We start from the raw sequence: 24,429 nt of genomic DNA, 5'->3' as shown, positions 1-24,429 counted from the left end.
ATGCTAAATACCCGTCTCGTTAAAGATGCGCTGGTGAAGAGATCCACTTTGCTTCTGCTGCTGATCTCTCTCTCCGTGGTGGTGATCATCGCGGTCGGCCTAACTATCAAGTCAATTCCACTATTTGAATATAGCAATATCTTTCAATTGCTGACTGATAAAGTATGGTCGCCGATGAAAGGCTCATTTGGTTTTTTACCTTTTATTGCAGGGACGCTAGCAGTCACTTTGATTTCACTTGTCATTGCAATTCCACTCTGTGTATTAACGGCAGTTTATCTGACTGAATATGCTTCCGATGCTTTAAAAAATATGATGCTTCCTTTGGTCAATATTTTGGCTGCTATACCACCAGTGCTCTATGGTGTTTGGGGGGTATTGTTCATAGTTCCATTGATTCAGCTGTACATTGCTCCTATTTTTGGGGCTGTAACCTCAGGGTATTCCGTACTTGCTGGTGGTATTGTGCTAGCCGTGATGATCTTCCCAATCATGATTTCCATTATGGTTGAAGTGCTTCAAACAATACCTTATGAGCTAAAAGCGGCTTCGTTATCTTTGGGTGCAACAAAGTGGGACACCATTAAACATGTTATTTTGAAAAAAGCACGGCCGGGAATTGTCGCTGCAATTGTCTTGTCGACCTCTAGGGCATTTGGTGAAACAATAGCCGTGTTGATGGTTTGTGGAAATGTTGCAAAAGTACCCACCTCGGTATTTGATGCTGGGTATCCTATTCCGGCCTTGATTGCGAATAATTTTGGCGAAATGATGTCAATTCCGCTCTATGAGTCCGCTTTGATGTTTTCGGCATTATTGCTTTTTGTCATCATATTTGTTTTTAATTTAATTTCTCGTCTGATATTGAGACGACTGGAAGGAGATCAGCATGGATAATACAAAAAGACGCTTACTGGGCGAAAAAGTAGCTAAGGGTTTTATGCATCTCTCGGGGATTACCGTAACTGCCTCCCTTTTTTTTATTGTTGGAACTATTTTGTATAAGGGGCTTCCCTATCTCAGTTGGGAGATGGTCAGCCAGCTGCCTAAGGGTGGATTTTATATTGGCAAGGAAGGTGGTATTTTGAATGCTATACTCGGTTCATTATATCTGGCTGGCGTAGCAACTGCGCTTTCCGCTTTCATCGGGATACCCATTTCCCTTTATCTTAATGTGTATTTGGGTTCAAAATCTAGGGTTACACAATTCTCAAAGCTGCTTTTTGACGTACTTTATGGTGTTCCTTCTATTGTTTATGGTGCCGTTGGTTTTGGGATCATGGTGTATTTGGGCATTCGTGCCTCCTTATTGGGAGGAATTATCACAGTAACCTTGCTTACTGTTCCCATTGTCGTGCGGACCGTGGATGAACTGATCAAAACAATTCCCGAAGATCTAAAGAATGTGACGCTTTCGCTTGGAACTACTCGTTGGGAACTGGCTAAGGTGATGTTAAGAAGTGTACGTACCGGTTTACTCACCGCTATTTTGCTCGCCTTTGGTCGGGCTATTGGCGATGTGGCAGGCGTCTTATTGACAACAGGTTTTAGTGATAATCTTCCAAAATATATCGATGAACCAGCGGCGACACTGCCTTTGGCCATATTTTTTCAATTAAGTAGCCCTATTCCTGAAGTTCAGGGGCGTGCCTATGCGTCGGCTTTAGTTTTAACAATCATTATTTTAATTATTGTAGTATGCACACATATCCTTCAATCGAAACAAAAGAATCGTCGATAATAAATACGCTTACTGATCCGCATATCGAAATTAAGGATCTTAACGTTTATATCGATGGACGGCATATACTCAAAAATATCAATCTCGCTTTGCCCAATAATAGCGTAACATCTATTATTGGTCCTTCGGGTTGTGGAAAGACAACGCTTTTAAAGACGCTCAACCGCTTGGTGGATGATACCAAAGGTGTTGAGATAACAGGGTCAGTGCTAGTGAATGGCGAGGATATCTATGGCAAGAATGCTGAAGTGACACATATCCGCAAGAAAATGGGACTCTTATCACAGAAACCGTATCCACTACCCATGTCTATCTATGACAATGTAGCCTATGGTCCACGTATACACGGTACTCGAAGCAAGAAAGAGCTGGATAAGATTGTCGAAAAACAGCTACGGAATGTAGCGTTGTGGGATGAAGTAAAAGATCGTCTAGGGCATTCTGCTAGCGGTTTGTCCATCGGTCAGCAGCAAAGACTTTGCCTGGCTAGAGGCTTGGCTGTAGAGCCAGAGATTATACTTGGCGATGAATCGACATCGGCTTTGGATCCATTGTCTACAGCTAAAATTGAGGAGTTATTGATTGAATTAAAAAAAGATTACACCATCGTTTTGGTGACACATATATTGCGGCAGGCAAGACGGGTGTCCGATTATATTCTTTTTGTTTATGGCGGGGAAATACTTGAGTTTGGTCCAACGGAACAGGTTCTATTAAACCCACAAAATGAAATCACTAAACAGTATGTAAAAGGATTTATATCCTAAGCAAGGAAGCTGATTATTCTTTGGTCAGAAGGTTGCATTCTGCCATCTTGATTCAGGCTATAACTTTACTTAGTTAAAAATATAGTTATAGCCTGATTTTATCGGGTGAATATTTCCGAATCGTTTTTACTTTAAATGGAATAAATCATCTACTCCAATTATTTTCTTTGATGTAAATCCTTCAGCATATTTTGCTTGGATGTAACGTCCAAATTCACGCGCTCTAGCCGCGGTGGATTCCATGAAATCGGGATTGGAGATATAAGTCTGCGGTTCGTCGGGATTTATATTTTCTCCAGTGTAAAATTGGGTTTTATAAGCTAAAACAGATTTTTCTTTGATGTGGTAATAGTCTGTTATGTCAATAACAACATCTGGTTTGATATAATAGTCCTGTACAAATTGTAGTACTAATCGAGGGCGGTAGGCCTCTTGAGGAAGATTGTTTTGGTCAAATGTTTCCACTTTTCGCAAGCCTGAAAGAAAGCAGGCTTCATTGACCATTTGTCCAGCTCTTCCGTGGTCTGGATGCCGGTCAGTAATGGCGTTTGTAATCACAATTTCTGGTTGATACTTTCGGATCGCGCGTATCACTGCCATTTTCTCTTTTTCTGCATTTTCAAAAAAACCATCTCTTAAGCCAAGGTTTTCCCTTGCAGCTAAGCCAAGAATCTCAGCAGCATCCTTTGCTTCCTGTGCTCTTGTTTCGGCTGTGCCGCGGGTACCCAGTTCACCTTGCGTCAAATCAACAATTCCTACTTTTTTTCCTTCAGCAACGTATTTTGCCATTACTCCGCCAGCGCCTAATTCAGCGTCGTCAGGATGTACAGCAATGATTAATAGATCTAATTTTAACATATAATATCTTTTATTGACCCTCCACTTTTTGGGCAAATTGTCTTACTTTATCCTTTTGAAATAGTCGGGTGTTATATTGTCTCTATTTCGAAATGATATTGTCGGCAATTCGATATACGAATGACGTTTGCACTGCGGAGCCGCGGCAAAGGTAAGTAGTTTATGGTTTACTCTTCTAATAGACGCTCAATATTGCGGCAAATTTTACGTGATAATGGCGAAGTAGTCGGATAATAGAAATCAATCACTTCACCTTTTTTGTTTATCAGGTATTTGTGGAAATTCCAGGACGGCTTACTGTTGATGCGTCCATTTTTTTCTTTGTTTGAAAGAAAGCTATAAAGAGGGGTTGTGTATTCACCAATAACATGACTGCGTTTGAAAATAGGGAAACTCACCTGTTGATTGATCCGGCAGAATGTTTCTAATGTACTGCCTGTTAACGGCTCCTGATTCCGGAAATTGTTGGCTGGGAAAGCTAAAATTTCAAATCCTTTGTCTCTGTATTTTTGATAGAGTTTTTCGAGCGATTTAAACTGTCTCGTAAAAAGGCATTGACTGGCAGTATTGACGATTAATAACACTTTTCCTTCAAAATCAGCGAGTGATTTTTGTTTGCCATTAAACTGAAGCGCATCAAAGTCATAAACTGTTTTCATCTATTTTATGTTTTAGTTGGCTACATGACAGGTTGAGGTCTCGACTTTTCGAATTCCCGAATGATATTTTCAATGGCAAAGTCTTCTCTTGGGTCATAAGTTGACTTTAGATTGTGCCCGAAAATTTTAGCAACACCTTGGTAGAAAAAAGCAGAAATCCCACCCTTCATTTCCTTGACCATTTCGTAGCCTGTATGTCCTGTATAACGGTCGATCAATTTGATGAGTATTTTACCTTGTGAAATGGTCATATTTTTGATTTCCCGATCAAACATTTGCTTTACATCGCTTTCACATTTCTCTACTAATACTTTCTGTTCTTTTTTGTCTGAAGTCAAAGCGAGATCCCGATCAAGCTGGTCATATCTTTTTTGCGCGTATATTGCATAAGGTAGAACCTTGAGGACATTTCTTCTAAAGCGGAGATACTCTCTTCGTGCTTCTTCGCTCGACCAGGTCCGTTTAGCTACAACAATGACTTCTGGAATGGGAAACCATGGTAAAATCTCCCCGCTTTCCAGGGTTGTTGTCATATAACTGTTTACAGTCTCCTGTGCCCCTTCTCCATACAAAGGGAGGGTGAGCGATTGAGACTGTGCCCAACCGGACAAAGTCCCTGTGAGAAAAAGCAAACAAAATAAAATTGTCTTCATCTGGGCAATTATATAACGCTTTTTTAATTTGTCAATGCTATAATATTTTGGTAGATTTATTACAAAATAAGTTAGCTTGAAAATAGTATTCAAGAATACATTAACTAAATTACACAAATTTACTCAAAAAACATCATTTACCTGCAACGTTTATGAAAGATTATGTGATTGATATTGAAGCAGAAAACAAAGAGATAAGGAAACGTTACCGTGCATTGTTACGCGCTTGTAAACCTACTTTACAACGTGGAGACAAGCAAGAGATCCGAAAGGCATTTGATTTAGCGTTGGATAGTCATAAAGAAATGCGTCGCAAATCAGGGGAGCCTTATATCTATCACCCGATTGCTGTTGCCCAGATTGCTGCCGAAGAAATTGGTTTAGGAACAACGTCAATTGTATGTGCCTTACTCCATGATGTAGTTGAGGATACCAATGTTACGCTGGATGAAATTGAAGAAATGTTTGGTAAAAAAGTTCGCCGTATCATCGATGGGCTTACCAAGATTTCAGGGATTTTTGACCCCAATAGTTCCATGCAGGCTGAGAACTTTAGAAAAATGCTGCTCACGCTTGCCGATGACGTCCGTGTAATTCTAATCAAATTGGCTGATAGGCTGCATAATATGCGTACTATGGAGTTCATGGCGAGAGACAAGCAGCTAAAGATCGCCTCCGAAACTAGTTATCTGTATGCACCTTTAGCGCATCGCCTGGGACTTTATGCCATTAAATCCGAATTGGAAGATCTTTCGATGAAATACACCGATCCGGATACTTATAAATTCATCGCGCGAAAACTGAATGAGAAGAAAGCGGAGCGTGAGCGGTTTATTGGTGACTTTATCGGTCCTATTAAAGAGATTTTGGAGGAACAAGGTATTATGGCCTCTGTATTTGGGCGGCCAAAATCTATCCATTCTATTTGGAATAAGATGCGGAAGAAGTCTATTCCTTTTGAGGAAGTTTATGATCTTTTTGCAATTCGTATCGTCATAGACGCTGTTGATGAAAAGGAAAAGACAGAATGCTGGAAAGTCTATTCTATTGTGACAGATCTGTATCGTCCTAACCCAGACCGTTTGCGGGATTGGATCTCCTCTCCTAAAGGAAATGGCTATGAATCATTGCATACCACAGTAATGGGGCCAAAAGGACAATGGGTAGAAGTTCAGATTCGGACCAAACGTATGAATGAGATTGCTGAAAAAGGTTTTGCGGCGCATTGGAAGTACAAAGAATCAAATTCTGATTCGGGTCTGGACCAATGGATTAAGAAAATACGCGATGTATTGAGTAGTCCGGACCAGAACGCAATGGATTTTGTGGATGATTTTAAAATGAATCTGTTTTCCGATGAGATTTTTATATTCACCCCGAAGGGAACTTTGATTCAGTTGCCAAATAGTGCTACCGCTTTGGATTTTGCGTTTGAAATACACTCCGATATTGGCGCTAGCTGTATTGGAGCTAAAGTAAATCACAAGCTTGTTCCTTTGAGTCATATTTTACAAAATGGAGATCAGGTAGAGATTATTACTTCGAGCAAACAATCTCCTAAAGAAGATTGGTTAAATTTTGTGGTGACTGCAAAAGCCAAATCCAAAATTAGATCTTCTTTAAAAGAGGAAAAAAGAAGAGTGGCAGAGGATGGAAAGGAGATTTTGGAACGGAAGTTGAAATCCCTAAAAGTCACATATAATACGGATAATATTAATAAAATTGCCAACTTTTTGAAATATCCCAGTTCTCAGGATCTTTTCTATAATGTTGCTAAGGGAGTTGTTGACATCAGGCAGTTAAGAGAGTATGTGGCGCATGAAAAAGCGGTTGAAATTAATACAAGTTCCTCATCCGGAAATCAATTCAATACCCATATTGGCGGTTTGGTCGAAAAGATCAATAAGAAGGAATTCGATACGATCTTGATTGGTGACGACATGCAGAAAGTCGATTATACCTTAGCGCCATGTTGCAACCCAATCCCTGGTGATGATGTTTTTGGCTTTTTAACTGTTAATGATGGCATAAAAATCCACCGTACGAGTTGTCCAAATGCATCCAAATTGATGGCTAATTATGGTTATAGAATTTTAAAGGCACGCTGGGCTTCAACAAAAGATTCTGCATTTTTGACAGGTTTACACATTGTTGGCATAGATGATGTTGGATTAGTTAATAAGATTACAACGGTTATTTCACAAGAATTTGCTGTCAACATTCGGTCGTTGGCCATTTCAAGCAACGAAGGTATTTTTGACGGTAATATTATGGTCTATGTGAATGATACTGCACAACTTGAAAGTTTAATGAAAAATTTAAAGCAAGTCAGAGGAATAACAGGAGTCAATCGATACGAATCGGAAAATTAATAGTCAATGTTTGGATTGATGATTCTGCTAGAGCGACTGCTCCTGCGTCCTATTTTAATAGAGGAAATATCAATCTTAATTGGTAAATTTGTACAAGAATATTTTTACTATGAATCAAGCTGAAAATTTTGCAACTGTAAAAAAAATCTTCGAAGCCTACTTAGAAAATAAAAATCTAAGAAAAACACCAGAACGCTATGCGATTTTGGAAGAGATTTATTCCCGTACTGATCACTTTGATGTTGAGTCTTTGTATATCCATATGAAGAACAAGAAATATCGTGTTAGTCGTGCTACAGTTTATAATACTCTAGAACTTTTGGTGTCATGTGACTTGGTTACAAAACACCAGTTTGGAAGGAACATGGCACAATTTGAGAAATCTTATGGTTTCAAACAACACGATCACGTGATCTGTATTGAATGTAATAAGGTCGTTGAATTCTGCGACCCACGTATCAATCAAATTCAGAGTCTGATGGGTGATCTTTTAAAATTTGACATTAAGCACCACTCACTCAATTTGTACGGTGTATGCCAAGATTGCCAAATTAAGAACAAAAAGGAAGAGACCATAGCTCATGAAGCTATTTCAAATTAATCTTATATTTTCTTAAATATAATAGTACATTTGTTCAGGAATGTTCAGGGGGAAAATTCCTGAACATTTTATTTTTAGATAGAGTCTATTTTATTAATAACATTTTAATTACTATACTTTAAAAGCTATGCAAGTTGATGTGCTTTTGGGCTTACAATGGGGTGACGAGGGTAAAGGTAAAATCGTAGACGTATTTTGTCCAAAATACGATTTAATCGCTCGTTTCCAAGGCGGCCCTAACGCCGGACACACGTTGGAATTCGATAACAAGAAATTCGTACTCAACACAATTCCATCTGGTATCTTCAATGAAGGTACGCTAAATCTTATTGGTAATGGCGTCGTTATCGATCCAATTATCTTAAAAAGAGAATTAGACAATCTGAAGGCAGCTGGTTTTGATCCGGTGGGTAAAGGCAATTTGGTCTTGGCGCGTAAAGCACACCTTATTCTGCCAACACACCAATTATTGGATGCCGCTTCCGAATCAAAAATGGGAGCAGGAAAAATCGGGTCTACCTTAAAAGGTATCGGTCCTACTTATATGGATAAAACAGGAAGAAATGGTTTACGTATAGGTGATACCACTCTTCCAGATTTTCAAGAGCGTTACCAAAAATTGAAGGAAAAGCACCTTAGCATTCTTTCGCACTATGGGGAAATTCCTGATTTCAGTGAAAAAGAGAAAGCATTCTTAGATGCTATCGAATTCATTAAGTCTATCCCGCATGTGGATTCAGAGCATTTGGTTAATCAATATCTCAAAGAAGGCAAGCGCGTGTTAGCGGAGGGTGCACAAGGTACACTTTTAGATGTTGATTTTGGTTCATATCCGTTTGTTACTTCATCGAACACTACAACAGCGGGTGCTTGTACAGGCCTTGGTATTGCTCCGAATAAAATAGGCAAGGTATATGGTATCTTTAAGGCATATGCCACTCGTGTGGGTGGTGGTCCCTTCCCTACTGAACTTCATGATGAAACGGGTGAGAAATTGCGTCAATTAGGTCATGAATTTGGAGCGACTACTGGTCGTGCTCGTCGTACAGGTTGGATTGATATTCCGGCGTTGAAATATGCCATTATGTTAAATGGTGTGACTGACCTGATTATGATGAAGGCAGACGTATTGGATACTTTCGATAAAATTTATGCGTGTACACACTATAAGTACAATGGTGAAGTGATTGATTATATGCCTTATGAAATCATCACACACCAAGCTGAGCCTATTTTAGAAGAAATTGAAGGCTGGAAGCAAGATTTGACAGGTATAACATCCGAAGGAGAAATACCTGAAGCATTAAAAAATTATATTTCTTATTTAGAGAAAGCTCTCGAAGTGCCTATCACGATCTTATCGGTGGGTCCTGATCGTAAACAAACATTAGCTTTATCAAAATAAACTATGCGGATCGAAAGTTTTGATCTTCTCGATTCTAAAGATAAATTTCATCAAAAAGCCCTGCATTGGTCAGGGCAATTTGATGAAATTTCTTTCTTTAATAGCAATGGGATGTCCGATCAATGGGGGAAATTTGAACGTATATTAGCAGTAAAAGCTTTATACTCTTTTCGTGCAGAGGAAAATGTATTTGACCAGCTTGATGCATTTTTGAAATTACATCAGCTTCCGTTTATTCCTGGATTCTTATCCTACGACCTCAAGAATGAGATAGAAGAATTACAAACAACAGGCAAGGATCAGCTTGGATTTCCGGAAGCCTATTTCTTTGTACCAGCCATTATACTTCGATGGACAGATGATCAAGTACATATAGAAGCCGAAGATCCTGTTAAAATCTATCAAGCTATCTTAAATACTAAGATTCCTGCAACAGCCCCAATTTCCGTGCAAGTTCAATCGCGTTGGACAAAGAGTGAATATGTTAAAGCGTTTGAAAATGTACAAGCTCATATTCAGCGTGGAGATATTTATGAAGTCAACCTTTGCCAAGAATTTTTTGCTGAGGGCGCAGATATCACTCCTGTCGAAGTTTATCATAGGCTAAATACCATATCGCCTACACCATTTAGTTCATTCTTCAAAATCGGGCATCATTTTATCATAAGTGCCTCACCAGAGCGGTTTTTAGCGAAAAGACAAGAGAAGCTCATTTCTCAGCCGATTAAAGGGACAGCTAAAAGGGGAGCAAATTCAGTAGAAGACCAGCAAATTATAGCGGAGATGCTGAAGTCAAAAAAAGAGATCGCCGAAAATGTGATGATTGTTGATTTGGTTCGGAATGATTTGACAAGGAGCGCTTTGCCTGGTACGGTTGAGGCTACCCATCTTTTTGAAATTCAATCTTTTGAGCAGGTGCATCAGATGATCTCTACTGTTACCTGTATGCAGGATCCGAAAATTTCCAATGTGGATATATTTAGAAATACCTTTCCCGCAGGTTCGATGACAGGAGCTCCCAAAATCGCAGCTATGCAAATCTGCGATCAGCTTGAAGGCCGAAAGCGAGGTATCTACGCCGGATCTATAGGATATTTTGACAGTGTACACGATGAATTTGATTTTAACGTGGTTATTCGCTCATTGCTTTACAATAAAGAAAAACAGTACCTTTCCTTTCATACAGGTGGAGCAGTTACCAATCAGGCAGCTGCAGATCAGGAGTATCAAGAATGTCTCTTGAAAGCTTCTGCGATCCTTGAAGCCTTGGATGCAAGTTTGGGATCATAAAACTATACTAATTTTGTAGAGAATATTTTTTGCATCAAGTATTTTTTCGACCTTTGTCCCGTTGGCAGCACAGACTCCTTATATCGATCTACATACTCATCGGAATTATCCGGTCAAAGAGCTTGGAATTCTTTTTCTTAAGAATGTTGCCTTGAACCATTCTGAGGCAATCACTGAAGCGGATTGCTCCATAGGTTTACATCCATGGTTTATCGATGGGAATTCTGAGGACGAATTGCGATTAATGGCCAATGAATTAAATCGAGCGCAAGTTTTGGCTATAGGTGAATGTGGCTTGGACAAAAATATCGCCATTCCCCTCTCCGATCAAAAGTCTGTCTTTGACCGACAGGTTCAGCTGGCTCAGACTTATCGGAAGCCCTTGATTATTCACTGTGTTCGCGCTTTTCAGGAAACTGTCGATAGTTTAAAGAGCATGAAGTTTGAAGGAGCTGTTGTTTTTCATGGTTATCGTAAGAATGGGATTTTAGCTAAACAGCTAATAGACGAAGGTTACTATTTATCTATAGGTGTACATTGTTTAAATGGAAGCCAGGATGAGCTCTTGAAAAATATTCCGCTCGCGCATTTGTTTCTGGAGACCGATATAGATGTTACAGTGGAGATCACCACGCTCTATCAATACGTGGCACAGATCAGATCTCTTGAACTAGAGGAGCTAAAAGAGATTCTTTACCAGAATTATAGGAATGTATTTAATAAATGAAATCACCTGGATTTATTTAGTCGCGATACTGAGCAAATAAATCTGATAATTTCATCACAGGAAGAAAATAAATTTGAATAGATGAAAGATTTAAGTTGGCTGTCGCGTACCGAAGCATTGATCGGTAGAACGGCAGTGGAAAAATTAGCAAATTCACATGTAATGGTCTTAGGTTTAGGTGGAGTTGGTTCTTTTGCTGCGGAATTTATATGCCGAGCAGGTGTTGGTAAAATGACTATCATTGATGGAGATACCGTAGATCCTTCCAATCGAAATAGACAACTACCTGCTTTGGCGACCAATCACGGCGAAGCAAAAGCAGAGATTATGCGGGAAAGACTATTAGCGATCAATCCTGAACTTGATTTAACAGTTATACAAGACTTTATCATACCAGAAAAAATACCAGCTTTGTTAGATCTTGCTCCGGATTATTGTGTAGAAGCTATTGATAGCATCACGCCCAAACTATTCTTTATTCGAAGAGCGCTGGAGGCTAATATTCCATTTGTAAGTTCCATGGGGGCCGGCGGTAAAGTGGACCCAACAAAGATCCAGATTGCAGATATCGGTAAATCCTACAATTGTAAACTGGCACAGCACATTCGTAAGAAATTACGTAAACATGGTATTCGTGATGGTGTTAAAGTAGCATTTTCCACAGAATTGCCAGACAAGAATTCATTGTTATATACAGACGGAAGTAATTTTAAAAAGTCCGCCTATGGGACCATGTCTTACCTACCGGCAGCATTTGGTGGAGCAATAGCATCGGTTGCTATACGAGATTTGATCGAAAATGCTTAACTTAGGTATTAAATAAACATATGAACAAATAAAAGAAGCTTCCTTTCCTTTGGATCGGAAGTTTCTTTTTATTTTCGCTATTTACTCGTGACGCCTTTCATGTCAATTCCTTTAGGTTTGATATGTGCTAACCTTTTTTTTAGCGTATCTATTTTTGATTTTTCAAGGTTACCCGTCGCAATGATAATTCCCTCCTTAACCTGTGCTGTTATGGTTGGAAAATCTTCAAGAACAAGGTTTACGTCCCTTGTCAAAGTAGAATCTATAGCACCACTCAAGATTTCATGATATTTTTCACGGGCATCCTCGGGTTCTGGAAGATTAACAACGATATTGTTGTGAATAGATTTGATATCCTCTCCTCCTACCGTTCTTGTTTTATCTTCAATTTCTTGTTTAAGTGAGTCTGAGCCGATCTGTCCGTCCAAAGTTACGTTACCTTCTTCCACATCCACTTCTATTCCCGCCGTAGTCTTTAATGCGTCCCGAATTTTTGACTTAAGCTGGTCATCCGATTCAGGCGACCTGCATGAATGAACAAATGGTAAGACACCTAACGAAAACATTAAAAATAAACTATTTAATTTCATATCCTCTTTCTTTTCTATACTAAATAAGAACAGATAGATTAAAATATTGTTTAATTTTTCCGTTTTCAGGCCGCTATTGAATTTCAGTTATTTGCTGAGTTATTTTGTTGAATGTAAAACTATCTCCTATTTCTTTTCCTATAAGCAGCTGACCTATTGGGGATGCAGGAGAAATGACGAAGATACTATTGTCCCTAATCTTTAATGCACCAATACTTGTTGCGATTAGGTATAGCCCCGTAGTTGTCCGGACAAGGCTTCCCGATCTGACAAATTCTGGTCTATCGTCTATGGTCGATTCTATACTGATAAGTTGCTGAAGATCTTTATTGGCCTCTAATAGTTGCTTCTGGAAACGATTGATATCCTGTTGGATCATTTCGCGAGAAGTCTCGTATTTGTCACCAGCACTACTTTTTGTGTCATCGTTACTTGAATCCTGCGCTGTTTCCAACGCTGATTCTATCATGTCGATTCGTTCCTGTGTCCGTTTTAAGGCCATTTCAAGTACTTCCTTTTTTAAATCGAAATTGCTATTTGTCATCCTGAAAAATAAGGAATAAGTTTTATTCATAAAAAAATAAAAGCAATAAGCTTAATCTCAATAGGATATAATAAATCCGCTAGGAAAATATTAAATGGGGCTTGCAATGCATTAGAAAATTGCTACATTTGTGCACTGAAACACGGAAAGGTGTCAGAGTGGTCGAATGAGCAGTCCTGGAAAGACTGTATACGGGATGACTGTATCGAGGGTTCGAATCCCTCCCTTTCCGCTAAATGATACAAATGCCACGAATAATCGCTATTCCTGGCATTTTTGTTTTTAGCATAAAATACGCACTGGATGCAGCTTTGACCTGTAAGGTTCAAATCCCTACCTTTCCGCTGAGAAGTTTTTTTTATCATCAAAAATCCTTTAATTTACTCAAAATTGTCTGCTTTTCGTTTTTGAATGCTTTACCAAAATTTTTAAAAACACGCTAATCCCTGTGATGTTTTGTATAATTGCGCGATTATAATAAGCAAGATAAATATTAAAACTAATACATCTTACTACCAGCTTATATCTAATAACAATTTTAAACCAATTTTTTGGACAGTGATCAGTCATTTATTATACAATTTATATTGAATGATCACTGAACAAGCTCTGTTAAAAGATCAAATTTAATCACTACTGCAAAAAGTCACTGATGTGAGTTAATATACGATTTGAAAAATAGTTATCAATGCTGCTTTATTTTGCAATCCAGCCTTCCCCCTATTGCTTCAATAATTTGGATAAATACTTGAATTATCCGCTATTTATACGGGTAGAGGCATTAAAGGCATATAATTTGTATTTCATCTATAAATTAAAAATTACTTTGTAGAATACTAAAATGTGATATATCACTTCAATATGACAAAAAACGATTCAAATATAGCGCAGTTAAAGCAATACCTCCATCGTAAAAGCAATGACCTTGATCTGTATCTCAAAGCATTAAATTCTGCTTATTCAGGTATTATTATCACTGACAATACACAATTTGACAACCCTATTATTTATTGTAACAAAGCGTTCGAAACAATTAGTGGCTATTCGCACAATGAGATTATTGGCCATAATTGCCGTTTTTTACAAGGGCAAGATCGTTCTCAGCCTGAACGCCAATTGTTGAAGGAAAGCATTTCTCGTGGAGAGGAATGCAAGATAGAAATTCGTAACTACCGAAAAGATGGTACTTTTTTTTGGAATGAACTCTTTATCTCTCCAGTAAAAAATGATGAGGGTTTTGTGACACATTTTATTGGGGTTCAGAATGATATTTCTGCACGTAAGAAGTCGGAGCACGAACTTCGGGAAGAAAAAAACTCTGTAGAATTAAAAATACAGCAGCGTACCAAAGAGCTGCGAGACAAAGAAGTGTTCCTATCGAGTATAATTGAAACTGTAAGAGAAAGCCTTGTTGTACTAGATGCCAATTATATTGTATTGAGTGCAAATAAACATTTTCTTAATTCTTTTAAAGTGTCTTCCGAAGAAACTGTTGGAACACCCCTCTTTGAATTAGGAAATCATCAATGGGATATTGCTACGCTTAGAGAGCTTCTGACGGACATACTTCCGACAAATAACCCTGTTGTGGATTATGAAGTAGATCATGTGTTTCCACATATTGGCCGGAAAGTTATGCTACTCAATGCTTACCGTATAGAATTTGAAGGACATTATAAAGACCGTATACTCATCGCCATCGAAGACATTACGGAAAAAAAAGAGTTAGATAGAAGGAAGGACGACTTCTTATCAATAGCGAGTCATGAATTGAAAACACCACTTACGACGATCAAAGGGCTTGTGCAGATTTTACAGCGAATCGGTACGGAACACCACAATACAAAGTTTGTTAGCACACTAGATAAAATGTCTTCTTACATCGATCGTCTTAATCTTTTGATTACACGATTATTAGATACGTCCAAAATTCAGTCTGGCAATATTGAACTTCATATGGAACCAATTGATATAGACAGAGTGATACGGGAAGCCATCGAAAGTATCAGCTATGCTACTCCGGATCATAACATATGCCTAATAGGAAGCAGCGAAGCAATTGTTGAAGGTGACGAAGCACAAATTATTCAGGTTGTCAATAATTTATTATCCAATGCGATCAAGTACTCACCCGAGCATAATAAAGTCGAAGTGAGCATCAGCATAGTGGCCAACTTTGTAAAGGTATCCATACGGGACTACGGTATGGGCATCAACTACCACGATAAACAGAAAATTTTTGAACGATTTTATAGAGCAAGTCATATACAGAAGAAATTTCCAGGCTTGGGCATCGGTCTTTACGTATCCCACGAGATTATTAGCAATCATCAAGGCACCTTATGGGTGGAAAGTGAGGTCGGTGAAGGTGCTACATTCAATTTTACATTACCTATTATGCAAAAAAATGAAATACATGGAGACTAAACGAATAATGATTTGTGACGACGATGAGGGAATACTTGAAGTGCTCGAACTATATTTAGAATTAGAGGGGTACGTTGTTTTTACTGTAGCTAATAGTATTAAGCTCGTTGAGCAGATAACACTTCATTCGCCCGACTTACTGCTTCTCGATCTGTGGATGCCTTTGCTTTCCGGAGATCAGGCGATAAGAATTATCCGCGAAAGCGATATGCTGAGCGCTTTACCCATCATTGTGCTTTCCGCTAGCGTGGATGGTGCAGCAGTAGCCAGTGCTATGGGAGCAGATGGTTTTATTGCCAAACCTTTTGATCTCGATGATATTAAATTAAATATTGATCGAATAATTAACAAGGAACCTCCACAATAATTTCATGCTCTAACCAATTCTATCAAAATATTTTTATTAATTATATTTAGCATATGATGCCAGTTTAAAATAAACTATGATCCTCTATTTTTTTGTGGGAAGAAAAGTTCTATAAAGGAATCTTTTAACTTGCTTTAGAAAATCAGCGGGGAGATAGATTTATAGTTTTTGGAGGAGCTTAATAGTGTATGATCGGGTATTTATCAGTATATTCGGTTATTGCCAAAATATACAAAAGCATGGATAATCTTAACTTTCAACTTACTCTTAGACCGACAATATTTACTGACTTAGAGACACATTATCAATTTCAACTGGATGAAGAAGCAAATCATCTCGCCGCTTTTACTTCAACCAGCTCTTCAGACAAGGAGGCTTTTCTTGAGAAATATGGTAGATTTCTTACTGAGCCAAGCATCAACAACCAAACAATTCTAGTTGATGGTACCATTGTTGGAAGTATAGCGAAGTTTTTAATTGGAGAAGATGCCGAAATCACCTATTGGATTGATCGAAAATTCTGGGGACGGGGTATTGCGACAAGAGCACTCAACTACTTTCTTTCGCTTGAAACAACCCGTCCTATTTATGGGCGTGTAGCTTTTGACAACATAGGCTCTCAAAAAGTATTGGAAAATTGCGGCTTTGTTAAAATAGGTACAGACCGTGGTTTTGCAAATGCACGGCAAACTGAAATTGAAGAATTTATTTATAGACTGGACAGTTAGGCTAATAGTTTGAATGAGGTATCCATTACCTGTTACAGAATAATAACAAAAAACTCATGCAAAAATGGCCCTCCAAAATAAGTTCTAAAAGAGGCTATTTGAAATATACTAAATTGATAGCTATGTTTAAATGGCGTTTACTTATATTGATGAGTTTTTAGTTTTTTTGCGAGCAAAAGTTTGTTTCAGTTATTAACATGCAGTATATCAGTTCACTATTGTGAACTAAATGCAATTAGTTGATGTCCTTTTATAAAAAAGATTGAAATGAAAGCGGGAAAGATATATATCGGTACGTCAGGTTGGCATTATAAACATTGGAAGGATTTTTATCCAAAAGATATCAAACAATCCGAACAGCTCGCATATTTAGCAAATATGTTTTCGACTGTTGAAATTAATAATTCTTTTTATAAATTACCAACAAAGGAAACCTTTGAAAATTGGCGAAAGGAACTTCCAGATGATTTCATTTTTGCCATAAAGGGAAGTCGATTCATTAGCCATATGAAAAAGCTTAAAGTCAATGGAAAGAGTATCGATGATTTCCTGGATCATGCTAAGTGCTTAAAAAGCAAATTGGGTCCTGTTCTGTTCCAGTTACCCCCTCGATGGAAAGTAAATGCGGAGAGATTGCGAGATTTTTTACAATTATTGCCGCGAACTGTTCGTTTCACTTTCGAATTTAGGGACCACAGTTGGAATACTTCGGAGATATATAACTTGTTGGAACAATACAGATGTGCTTATTGCATTTATAATTTAGCGGGATATCAAAGTCCGTCTATTATAACTTCTGACTTTGTCTATATACGTTTACATGGGCCCGATGATAAGTACGAAGGGAGTTACTCAAAGTCCGCGCTAACTAAGTGGGCAGAGAATTGCCTCGCTTGGCAGACAGAAGGAAAAGATGTGTATCTCTTTTTCGATAATGACCAAAACGCCTTTGCTACAAAAAATGCATTGACATTGCTCAGTTTGTTATGGTAAACTTGTCAATTTTTATTCTAAAACTTATAATTGGCAAGTTATTAATTTGTGTGTTTTGCCAAACTTTTGCATATTTGTGTGTTAGCACCAATATTTGACAAAATCACCTCTATATTAACTTAAAGCTGTAAAATGCAAGACGAAATTATTAAGCATACAAAGAAAATTTACAAAACTGCGAAAGAGCCAAAACATAGTCTTGGTGAAAAATTGAAAGAAATTTCCATAGAGATTTTTATTATTGTTTTTGCGGTATCCTTATCCATCTGGCTTCATGGTTGGAGTGAACATCGACATGAGCAACAAGAAGTAAAAGAATTTTTGGAAGACCTTAAAGTTGATCTAGAAAAAGATGTCAAAGATTTAGAGAAACAGAATTCATATCTTGCATATACGTCTGAAGGCTGTAAATTTTATGGAAATCTAAATCAGCAAAAAATTGACAGCCTGGCTAAAGTTAATCTAATTGATCGTATCAAGATGAATCTCAATCCTATTTTCAAAATCAGAAATACTGGAAATTATGAAGGATTTCGCTCCAGTGGGAAAATTGGTCTAATCAAGGATCGGAAATTAAAAACAGGAATTTTGGAATATTATCAAACAACAGTTCCAGCAAAAGACGACTGGCAGACATACTACAATTCTCTCGTTTTTAAGCTTGCGGATGAATTGGTAGCAGTGCCAAATGCGAATGCAAATCCTGACATAATGTACAGAGCAATTAATGCTTCCCCAAAAGTAAAGGGAATTCTTATGAATGCTGCTTCTCAGGCAGATATGGTTATTCAACTAAATGAAAAAGTAATCAAATCAGCCAAAGAAATTATTGAGGAAATAGAACATAATAGTTAATGAAAACAACTGTCAATAAGAGCAGCGCAGTACGCTTTTAGAAAAAAGAGCCCATTTTTAAATGGGCTCTTTTTTCTCATATGCTTAATGCTGTTTTCTCATTGGCCGTCGATTTCCATCCGCATCTCCAATAAATTGGGCTTAAATCCAACTTTGCGATAAGCATTTTTTGCGATGGTATTCTCATCATAAACCTGTAGCCTAACTTCCGAGATATTTCTTTCTTTGGCCCAGCTTATCAATCTCTCTAGAATTAATTTGTTAACGCCTTGACCTCGGTATGTCGGTTTAACATACATAAAACCTAGATAGGCATACTTTTTATATTTCTGATAAGGTTTAGCATCCAATAACTTAGCATACCCTGATCCGACAAGTTGATCTTCAACAACTGCAACGAGGACTTCTGCTTCCTCGGACTTGATCAGTTCTAAGAGATCATAATAATGAATTTGACCTTCTCTCAATGTATTGTCAAAAGGTCGCTCTGCTTCAACAATGCCCTGTTCAAATTCGATTAATGCATCGACTTCACTTTCCTGCGCCTGTCTGATGATTGTTCCCATACTTAAAATTTCCAGTTACAATAAGGTTACTTAAATATTACACTCCATATCTGATTATTGCAATCTATCAATTGAACATGCTACTTGATGATTTGAATTTTTATGAACGATTCCATCTTAAGGGCTGTTCAGCAGATAACAATATTTCAACAAAAATAGAAAATATGAGACAGTTTAAAAATCCACACTCGAAATATCCTGTACCGCCATTTCCAAAGCAGAAGCAGGAAGTTCCTGGAACGGAATCTGAAATGAAACCAAAAGCTGATCATGGTGAAGAAAGCTATATCGGTCATGGTAAATTGAATGGCGCAAAAGCTATTATTACAGGAGCAGATTCGGGTATAGGCCGTGCAATAGCAATCGCTTATGCACGCGAAGGTGCCGATTTGGTCATCAGTTACGGCTACGACATTGAAGATGAAGATGCTAATGAAACAATACGCCTAATAAAAAAGGAAGGTCGTAAAGCGATTCTATCTAAGGGAGATCTTCGCGATGAAAAATATTGTAATAAATTGATTGATAGTGCGATATATGAACTTGGAGGTCTAGATATTTTGGTGAATAACGCGGCTTACCAAATGGCACACAAGACCTTGGATGAGCTTACTGCAGCGGAGTGGGATTGTGCTTTTGAAACAAATATTCGGAGTATGTTCTATTTGTCGAAAGCAGCAGTCCCGCATATGCTGCCGGGAAGTTCCATTATTAATACAGCATCTGTCAACTCCTACCATCCTAATGCCGTTCTATTAGACTATGCTGCCACCAAAGGCGCAATTCAGAACTTTACGGCTAATCTTGCGCAAATGCTCCTCGAACAAGACAAAGGTATTCGCGTGAATGCTGTAGCACCGGGCCCTGTATGGACGCCTCTAATTCCTTCGACAATGCCTGAACCGGAGAATTTTGGTAAGGACAGCCCAATTAAAAGACCAGCCCAACCCGCAGAAATTGCGCCAGCCTATGTCTTCTTAGCTTCCGAAGAGAGCAGCTATATAGCCGGCGCTACATTGGCTATAACCGGAGGTAAAATTGCTATATAATTTAAGGGGAGTATAATATATTTTTTAACGCACTATCTGTGAGATATTTACAGCTAGTGCGTTATAATAAAAAAAAATAAGGTATAAGCCTTCAATATTTCGTTTATTCTACTGTAAACCAGCGATAACTTTCTGCTGGGATAGTAATGCTTAGCGTTGCTTTTGATTCACGATCTAGGGATACTTCTTTGGTCGATTTATCATCAAAGTCTATTTTAGCTCGACCGGTTAATCCTGTGTAGTACAATGGAAGTTTTATCGTTCGCGTAATCGCGGTTTTCAATGGATTGAATAGCATACCAAGCCCTTTGAATCCTGTTTCAGTTGCGTTAACATGTAAAAAGCCATCCCAGTCCCTCCCGTCGGCCCGACGAAGATGGATCAGGTCTGAGTTTAGGATCGTCCGATATTTTTTATACCATTGAATAACATCAATAACAGTCTCTTTGGTTTTTTCGCTGTCGTACAGACGCGGACCTCGGTAACAGGCTTGGACTCCAGCACCGTAATATTGCATCATGAGTTGCTTGTAGTCTTCCCTATGTGCATGGAGCGGCTCTAATACAGCGTCTTTGCCTCCACCTTGATAGGCTGTTAACGGCACAAAGCCCCATGCCATCGATGGATTCTCCTCCCAAAGTGCATCGAAGATATTCTGACGGTTGAGTATGCGCTGGTTTTCACGAGGAAGTGAAAAATTCACCTCACGATACCCCAACCCCGTCTTGTTCGAACCGTCCAGAAAATACCAATCCGGCGAATTTATATAAACTCCACGAGCATTGAGCCAGTGATAAAGTTCTTTTTGCATATTAAATTGTACCCATTGACTGTCTTCAAGGCCATGGTGACCGGGATGACTGGTCGAGGCACATTGATCACCCGGAAAAGGACCATCATTTTCCCAGATATCAAAACCAGTTTTTTCAAAGAATGTTTTAATACGTTTTGTGTAGCCTATTCCCCATACAGAACCAAAACATGGCGCATTCCCAAAGAAGGCACCACCTGTTTTACCTGTCTTGGGGTTAATCACATCGTCAGCTTCACTTATTTTACGTGAACTGAACAAGGAGTAAGCACCAATTTTAACGTTTCTATGATGGGCATAATCAGCTATTTTTTTGAGATTTGAAAGGTTTGCCGCTGTGGTATCCTCCATATTGACGTGGCTTCCAAAGCTTAATATAAGGGCTTCATATCCAGTAGCAGCACATTGATCAATAGCTGTATATACCTGATCGTCTGTTTTACTGACGAGGTGCATAAATATGGGATTAGCCGTAGTCCATGGCGCAATTGTACGATACATTTTTCGGATAGCGAGACCTCTGCGTTCACGGTCATAACTATCCATCAATAGTTCCCAAGAACGAATAGATACGAAGTCATCTTTCGGCTGCAATTTGATACCTATGCCAAGCTTCGGATATACTTCCATAATAGCTGGAGTTTTGTAGTCGTAATTTACCTGGGAGGTATAGGCAGAGTCAGCCTTCCAATGCAATGACTGATCGCTCAGATGGTAGCGCATCGAGTTGTTAAAAGCAAAGTTGCTCTCAACATACAAACCATGCTGTTTTTTCATGTCTTCAACAGAACCGACTACAGCGCTTTCTTCCTCGACCAATGCCAGTTTTTCGTGGATAACCTGATTGATCTGTACTTCCTGATTATTATAATTCTTTACGGTTACCCATTTGCTGATCAGCGGAATATCATCGTAAATGGCATAATGAACTTCTACAGTTATCCCTGACAGGCCTGATGTCTTGGGACTAGCATAACTGAATATCAACACCTTCCCCTTAGCCGCGGACTTATTGGTGGCCCACCATTTTTCACCCTTCCAATTCAAGAGTGGATCCAGATCACGAACTTCATAGTTTACAAAGATGAAGTCTTCATCACTGGCTGTAAAATCATTCATCCATTCTGGTCTCAGGTAGGCGCGTTCTTTTTGGCCATAGACCCCACCTACATTATACCATTTGCCATTAAGCTGCAGCTGTGCTTCAGGTTGTACAGCACGGATAAGCTGCTGTCCTGTAACGAGGTTTGTAAAATCATAGCAAAAAGCATTTTGTTTTATTTTAAACGAGCGACGTACAAGTCCGTTTTCAAGTATAATATCTTGATCGTTAGCGACAATATGTGCTTGATATTCGCCTGATCGACACATTATCCAATCACGCGGTTCGGGTTCTTTGGTCTGTGCAAATCCATTGCCTGAGCCTACAAGGATTAGTGCAAGGGTATGTGCTGATAGAAATAACTTAAATCTCATGGTTTATCGACGAATTGGAGAGTGAAATATAGGGGATTTAAACAACTTGGAGAAAAGTTTTTGCAATGCAATCGATTGCACAAAATTGAGTATGCTGATTATCTATCGTCTCTATAAAATTCCCGTTTTTCCAATATTCCATTTTCGTAAAATTCGGTATAAATCAGCGATCCCTTTTTTCTTGTATGGAATATCGGCTCCCCAGTTTCTGCATTATATTCTTGCAATAATTTATAATAATTCCACTTTCCAATTGGCAATCCATTATTATAAGTTGCTTCCAAATAAGTATAATTATCTGTTAATGCTGGATATTCCGCTAAATTCACATACTGATTTGATTTAAATTCTAACCATTCTCCTTCCTTGCGGTGATTCTTCACCAACCCTTGTTCCTCCTCACTTCTATACAAACCATTCTGATCGTAGTATCTTGAAAATTTTCCATTGACTAAAACCTGATACTGATGTATCGGTTTCGGTTTAAAAGGATCGTCATTAAATACATAGTCCTGCAAAGAGATCCTATAATATTTGTCGATATAAAACAAAGTATAATCTGCAAATCCCATTTCTCCTTCACGATGCAGATATATTCGCATCATATCTATCGGTTTATAGTCCTTTATCGAAATTAAATATATCTTTTCGATAAAGGGTTGGGCATAACGGACAGTATTGTATACGGCCATAAAATGCAACGAATAGTCACCATAAGGGATGAAATTGGAAGCAATTTTAATTTTGTCAAATTTTTCATTGACACTTTTATTGTATGGAAATGAAATATTGTATTCTTCGGAGAGCGATACAAGTTTTTTTTCAATTAACTGATTAAATTTCAACGTGCTGACAGCTCCCGATTTCCTTGGATCTTGTATTATAGAAAGTACAGAGTCGATAGTTGGCTGTTTTGAAATATTGGCATACCCAAAGGGTATCCCTATACGATTTTTATTATCCGTGTTAAAAACAATTGACCGCTCATGTGACCTATACATAGGTCTATTAGACCCTTTTTTGTCTGTTTGTGCTGTGCTGTTATTAGAAAGAAGGAAAAAGAGAAAACAAATGTAGTTTATCTTTTGAAACAGGACCTTTTTCATTTGTCTTCTTACGTGTTTGGAAATAATAAATTGAGCTTTACAGAAAGATTTTAATGACTAGAATGTAGTACTTTTGCTTGGCTTTCAAGCGAGCAAACAATAAAAAATGGATCAGAACACAACGTTGAAAACTATAAACTATTCAGGCATCTTTCTCTCTTGTTTTTCCGAATCTAGCGAAAAATGTGTCCATGCAACTCCAGAGCATGTTCTACTTTACCTATATTCGGGCGAACAAGTGATTGAAGATAGGGATAAAAAGATTACCATACAAGCTGGAGAATGCGCTTTTATATGTCGTAACCACCGCTTGTTGATGTATAAGAATAGTAAAGGTGAAGATTTATACAATGGAATTTCCCTGACTTTCAATCGAACACTGCTGCGCGAATTTTACGGTAAACTGAGCAAAAATAATCTGCCCAAAAAGGCTCCATTATCGGATAGGAATGTTTTTAAAATTGATGCGAGAGCAGATATTACAAGTCTTTTTCAGTCGTTGGTCCCCTATTTTGATGAGAAACTAAAACCTTCGGACGGCGTTACCCAGCTTAAATTACAGGAGGGCATTTATGCTCTATTAAACAATTCGGAAATCTTCTTTCCCATTTTATTTGATTTTGCGGAGCCTTGGAAAATCGATATTTTGGAATTTTTGAATGAAAATTATATGGACGAGCTGACGATGGAACAGGTCGCATTCTATACTGGCCGGAGTCTAGCAACATTCAAAAGGGACTTTAAAAAGATTAGCAACCTAAGTCCCCAGAAATGGTTAATTAGACGACGTCTGGAAGCTGCTTATATCAAGCTGAAGGAAGAGGGCAAAAAAGTGAATGATGTTTATCTCGAAGTGGGATTTAAAAATCCTTCTCATTTTTCAACTGCTTTTAAAAAGCACTATGGTTTTAACCCCTCAGAAATTGAATAATCAGATCCTGTCCTGATCGTTGACGGTATTCCTCCCAATATAGTCAAAGTAGCATTTTTATAAAACTATATTGTTGCTAACCCGCTCGCTGGGTATCCACAACATA

General features: G+C 38.3%; 24 protein-coding genes and 1 tRNA gene. 17 read left to right on the top strand and 8 right to left on the bottom strand.

From position 1 onward, the window contains the following. The 3 genes from pstC to B3C94_RS04930 are packed head-to-tail and all read left to right on the top strand — an operon-like array spanning position 1 to position 2,508. Positions 1–897 (top strand): phosphate ABC transporter permease subunit PstC, encoded by an 897-nt coding sequence (gene pstC, locus B3C94_RS04940; protein WP_293899914.1) that lies wholly within the window; start codon positions 1–3, stop codon positions 895–897. Next, positions 890–1,741, top strand: coding sequence for a PstA family ABC transporter permease (locus B3C94_RS04935; RefSeq protein ID WP_293899912.1), 852 nt, complete (start codon positions 890–892; stop codon positions 1,739–1,741). The genes pstC and B3C94_RS04935 overlap by 8 nt, the downstream gene beginning before the upstream one ends. Further along, positions 1,699–2,508: a phosphate ABC transporter ATP-binding protein gene (locus B3C94_RS04930; RefSeq protein WP_293899909.1), complete on the top strand. Its 810-nt coding sequence runs from the start codon at positions 1,699–1,701 to the stop codon at positions 2,506–2,508. Before B3C94_RS04935 ends, B3C94_RS04930 begins: the two co-directional genes overlap by 43 nt. 126 nt (positions 2,509–2,634) lie before the next feature. Here the strand turns inward: B3C94_RS04930 and bshB1 are convergent, their stop codons facing one another. The 3 genes from bshB1 to B3C94_RS04915 all read right to left on the bottom strand — a co-directional run bounded on the left by bshB1 (position 2,635) and on the right by B3C94_RS04915 (position 4,678). Then, positions 2,635–3,366 (bottom strand): bacillithiol biosynthesis deacetylase BshB1, encoded by a 732-nt coding sequence (gene bshB1 / locus B3C94_RS04925; RefSeq protein WP_293899906.1) that lies wholly within the window; start codon positions 3,364–3,366, stop codon positions 2,635–2,637. Positions 3,367–3,533: 167 nt separating this feature from the next. After that, positions 3,534–4,025, bottom strand: coding sequence for a glutathione peroxidase (locus tag B3C94_RS04920; RefSeq protein WP_293899903.1), 492 nt, complete (start codon positions 4,023–4,025; stop codon positions 3,534–3,536). 20 nt (positions 4,026–4,045) lie between these two features. Continuing rightward, positions 4,046–4,678 carry a DUF4294 domain-containing protein gene (locus B3C94_RS04915; RefSeq protein WP_293899900.1) on the bottom strand — a complete coding sequence of 211 codons (633 nt, stop codon included), beginning with the start codon at positions 4,676–4,678 and terminating at the stop codon, positions 4,046–4,048. A gap of 152 nt (positions 4,679–4,830) precedes the next feature. Between B3C94_RS04915 and B3C94_RS04910 the strand changes: the two genes are divergently transcribed. From B3C94_RS04910 to B3C94_RS04885, 6 genes are all read left to right on the top strand, one after another. Further along, positions 4,831–7,050, top strand: coding sequence for a RelA/SpoT family protein (locus tag B3C94_RS04910; protein ID WP_293899898.1), 2,220 nt, complete (start codon positions 4,831–4,833; stop codon positions 7,048–7,050). 109 nt (positions 7,051–7,159) lie between these two features. After that, positions 7,160–7,651 carry a Fur family transcriptional regulator gene (locus B3C94_RS04905; RefSeq protein ID WP_293899895.1) on the top strand — a complete coding sequence of 164 codons (492 nt, stop codon included), beginning with the start codon at positions 7,160–7,162 and terminating at the stop codon, positions 7,649–7,651. A gap of 127 nt (positions 7,652–7,778) precedes the next feature. Then, complete coding sequence (locus B3C94_RS04900) at positions 7,779–9,056, top strand: adenylosuccinate synthase (RefSeq protein ID WP_293899892.1); 1,278 nt, start codon at positions 7,779–7,781, stop codon at positions 9,054–9,056. Between the two features lie 3 nt (positions 9,057–9,059). After that, positions 9,060–10,346, top strand: coding sequence for an anthranilate synthase component I family protein (locus tag B3C94_RS04895; RefSeq protein WP_293899889.1), 1,287 nt, complete (start codon positions 9,060–9,062; stop codon positions 10,344–10,346). Between the two features lie 61 nt (positions 10,347–10,407). Then, complete coding sequence (locus B3C94_RS04890; protein WP_293899886.1) at positions 10,408–11,073, top strand: TatD family hydrolase; 666 nt, start codon at positions 10,408–10,410, stop codon at positions 11,071–11,073. Between the two features lie 81 nt (positions 11,074–11,154). Then, on the top strand, positions 11,155–11,880 hold the full coding sequence (locus B3C94_RS04885; RefSeq protein ID WP_293899883.1) for a tRNA threonylcarbamoyladenosine dehydratase: 726 nt from the start codon (positions 11,155–11,157) through the stop codon (positions 11,878–11,880). A gap of 77 nt (positions 11,881–11,957) precedes the next feature. Here B3C94_RS04885 and B3C94_RS04880 read toward each other — a convergent pair whose 3' ends face one another. Then, a complete protein-coding gene (locus tag B3C94_RS04880; protein WP_293899880.1) occupies positions 11,958–12,470 on the bottom strand; it encodes a BON domain-containing protein in 513 nt (170 codons plus the stop codon). 73 nt (positions 12,471–12,543) lie between these two features. Further along, a complete protein-coding gene (locus B3C94_RS04875; protein ID WP_293899877.1) occupies positions 12,544–13,044 on the bottom strand; it encodes a 3-oxoacyl-ACP synthase in 501 nt (166 codons plus the stop codon). A 114-nt stretch (positions 13,045–13,158) separates the two neighbouring features. Here B3C94_RS04875 and B3C94_RS04870 point away from each other — a divergent pair. From B3C94_RS04870 to B3C94_RS04845, 6 genes are all read left to right on the top strand, one after another. Next, positions 13,159–13,246: transfer RNA gene (locus B3C94_RS04870), tRNA-Ser, on the top strand. A gap of 629 nt (positions 13,247–13,875) precedes the next feature. Then, positions 13,876–15,441: a PAS domain-containing sensor histidine kinase gene (locus B3C94_RS04865; protein ID WP_293899874.1), complete on the top strand. Its 1,566-nt coding sequence runs from the start codon at positions 13,876–13,878 to the stop codon at positions 15,439–15,441. 7 nt (positions 15,442–15,448) lie between these two features. Further along, positions 15,449–15,808: a response regulator gene (locus B3C94_RS04860; RefSeq protein WP_293899871.1), complete on the top strand. Its 360-nt coding sequence runs from the start codon at positions 15,449–15,451 to the stop codon at positions 15,806–15,808. A gap of 239 nt (positions 15,809–16,047) precedes the next feature. Beyond that, positions 16,048–16,536 carry a GNAT family N-acetyltransferase gene (locus tag B3C94_RS04855; protein ID WP_293899868.1) on the top strand — a complete coding sequence of 163 codons (489 nt, stop codon included), beginning with the start codon at positions 16,048–16,050 and terminating at the stop codon, positions 16,534–16,536. A gap of 267 nt (positions 16,537–16,803) precedes the next feature. After that, the gene (locus tag B3C94_RS04850) at positions 16,804–17,529 is read left to right on the top strand and encodes a DUF72 domain-containing protein (RefSeq protein WP_293899864.1); all 726 of its coding nucleotides are present in this window, start codon (positions 16,804–16,806) and stop codon (positions 17,527–17,529) included. Between the two features lie 132 nt (positions 17,530–17,661). Beyond that, entirely contained in the window at positions 17,662–18,384 is a 723-nt protein-coding gene (locus B3C94_RS04845) for a DUF6090 family protein (protein ID WP_293899861.1), read from the top strand. Between the two features lie 98 nt (positions 18,385–18,482). Here B3C94_RS04845 and B3C94_RS04840 read toward each other — a convergent pair whose 3' ends face one another. After that, positions 18,483–18,950, bottom strand: coding sequence for a GNAT family N-acetyltransferase (locus B3C94_RS04840; protein WP_293899858.1), 468 nt, complete (start codon positions 18,948–18,950; stop codon positions 18,483–18,485). A gap of 164 nt (positions 18,951–19,114) precedes the next feature. Here B3C94_RS04840 and B3C94_RS04835 point away from each other — a divergent pair, with 164 nt between their 5' ends. Next, positions 19,115–19,999, top strand: coding sequence for an SDR family oxidoreductase (locus B3C94_RS04835; RefSeq protein WP_293899855.1), 885 nt, complete (start codon positions 19,115–19,117; stop codon positions 19,997–19,999). 103 nt (positions 20,000–20,102) lie between these two features. Here the strand turns inward: B3C94_RS04835 and B3C94_RS04830 are convergent, their stop codons facing one another. Together B3C94_RS04830 and B3C94_RS04825 are read right to left on the bottom strand one after the other, a co-directional pair. After that, the gene (locus B3C94_RS04830) at positions 20,103–22,286 is read right to left on the bottom strand and encodes an alpha-galactosidase (RefSeq protein WP_293899852.1); all 2,184 of its coding nucleotides are present in this window, start codon (positions 22,284–22,286) and stop codon (positions 20,103–20,105) included. 98 nt (positions 22,287–22,384) lie between these two features. Further along, the gene (locus B3C94_RS04825) at positions 22,385–23,287 is read right to left on the bottom strand and encodes a hypothetical protein (protein WP_293899850.1); all 903 of its coding nucleotides are present in this window, start codon (positions 23,285–23,287) and stop codon (positions 22,385–22,387) included. A gap of 211 nt (positions 23,288–23,498) precedes the next feature. Here B3C94_RS04825 and B3C94_RS04820 point away from each other — a divergent pair, with 211 nt between their 5' ends. Beyond that, a complete protein-coding gene (locus tag B3C94_RS04820) occupies positions 23,499–24,323 on the top strand; it encodes a helix-turn-helix domain-containing protein (RefSeq protein ID WP_293899847.1) in 825 nt (274 codons plus the stop codon). Positions 24,324–24,429 lie beyond the last annotated feature (106 nt).

Source organism: Sphingobacterium sp. UBA5670 (assembly GCF_002420705.1).
In the GTDB taxonomy this organism is placed as follows: Bacteria; Bacteroidota; Bacteroidia; order Sphingobacteriales; family Sphingobacteriaceae; genus Sphingobacterium.
This window is presented reverse-complemented; position numbering and strand designations above follow the sequence as displayed.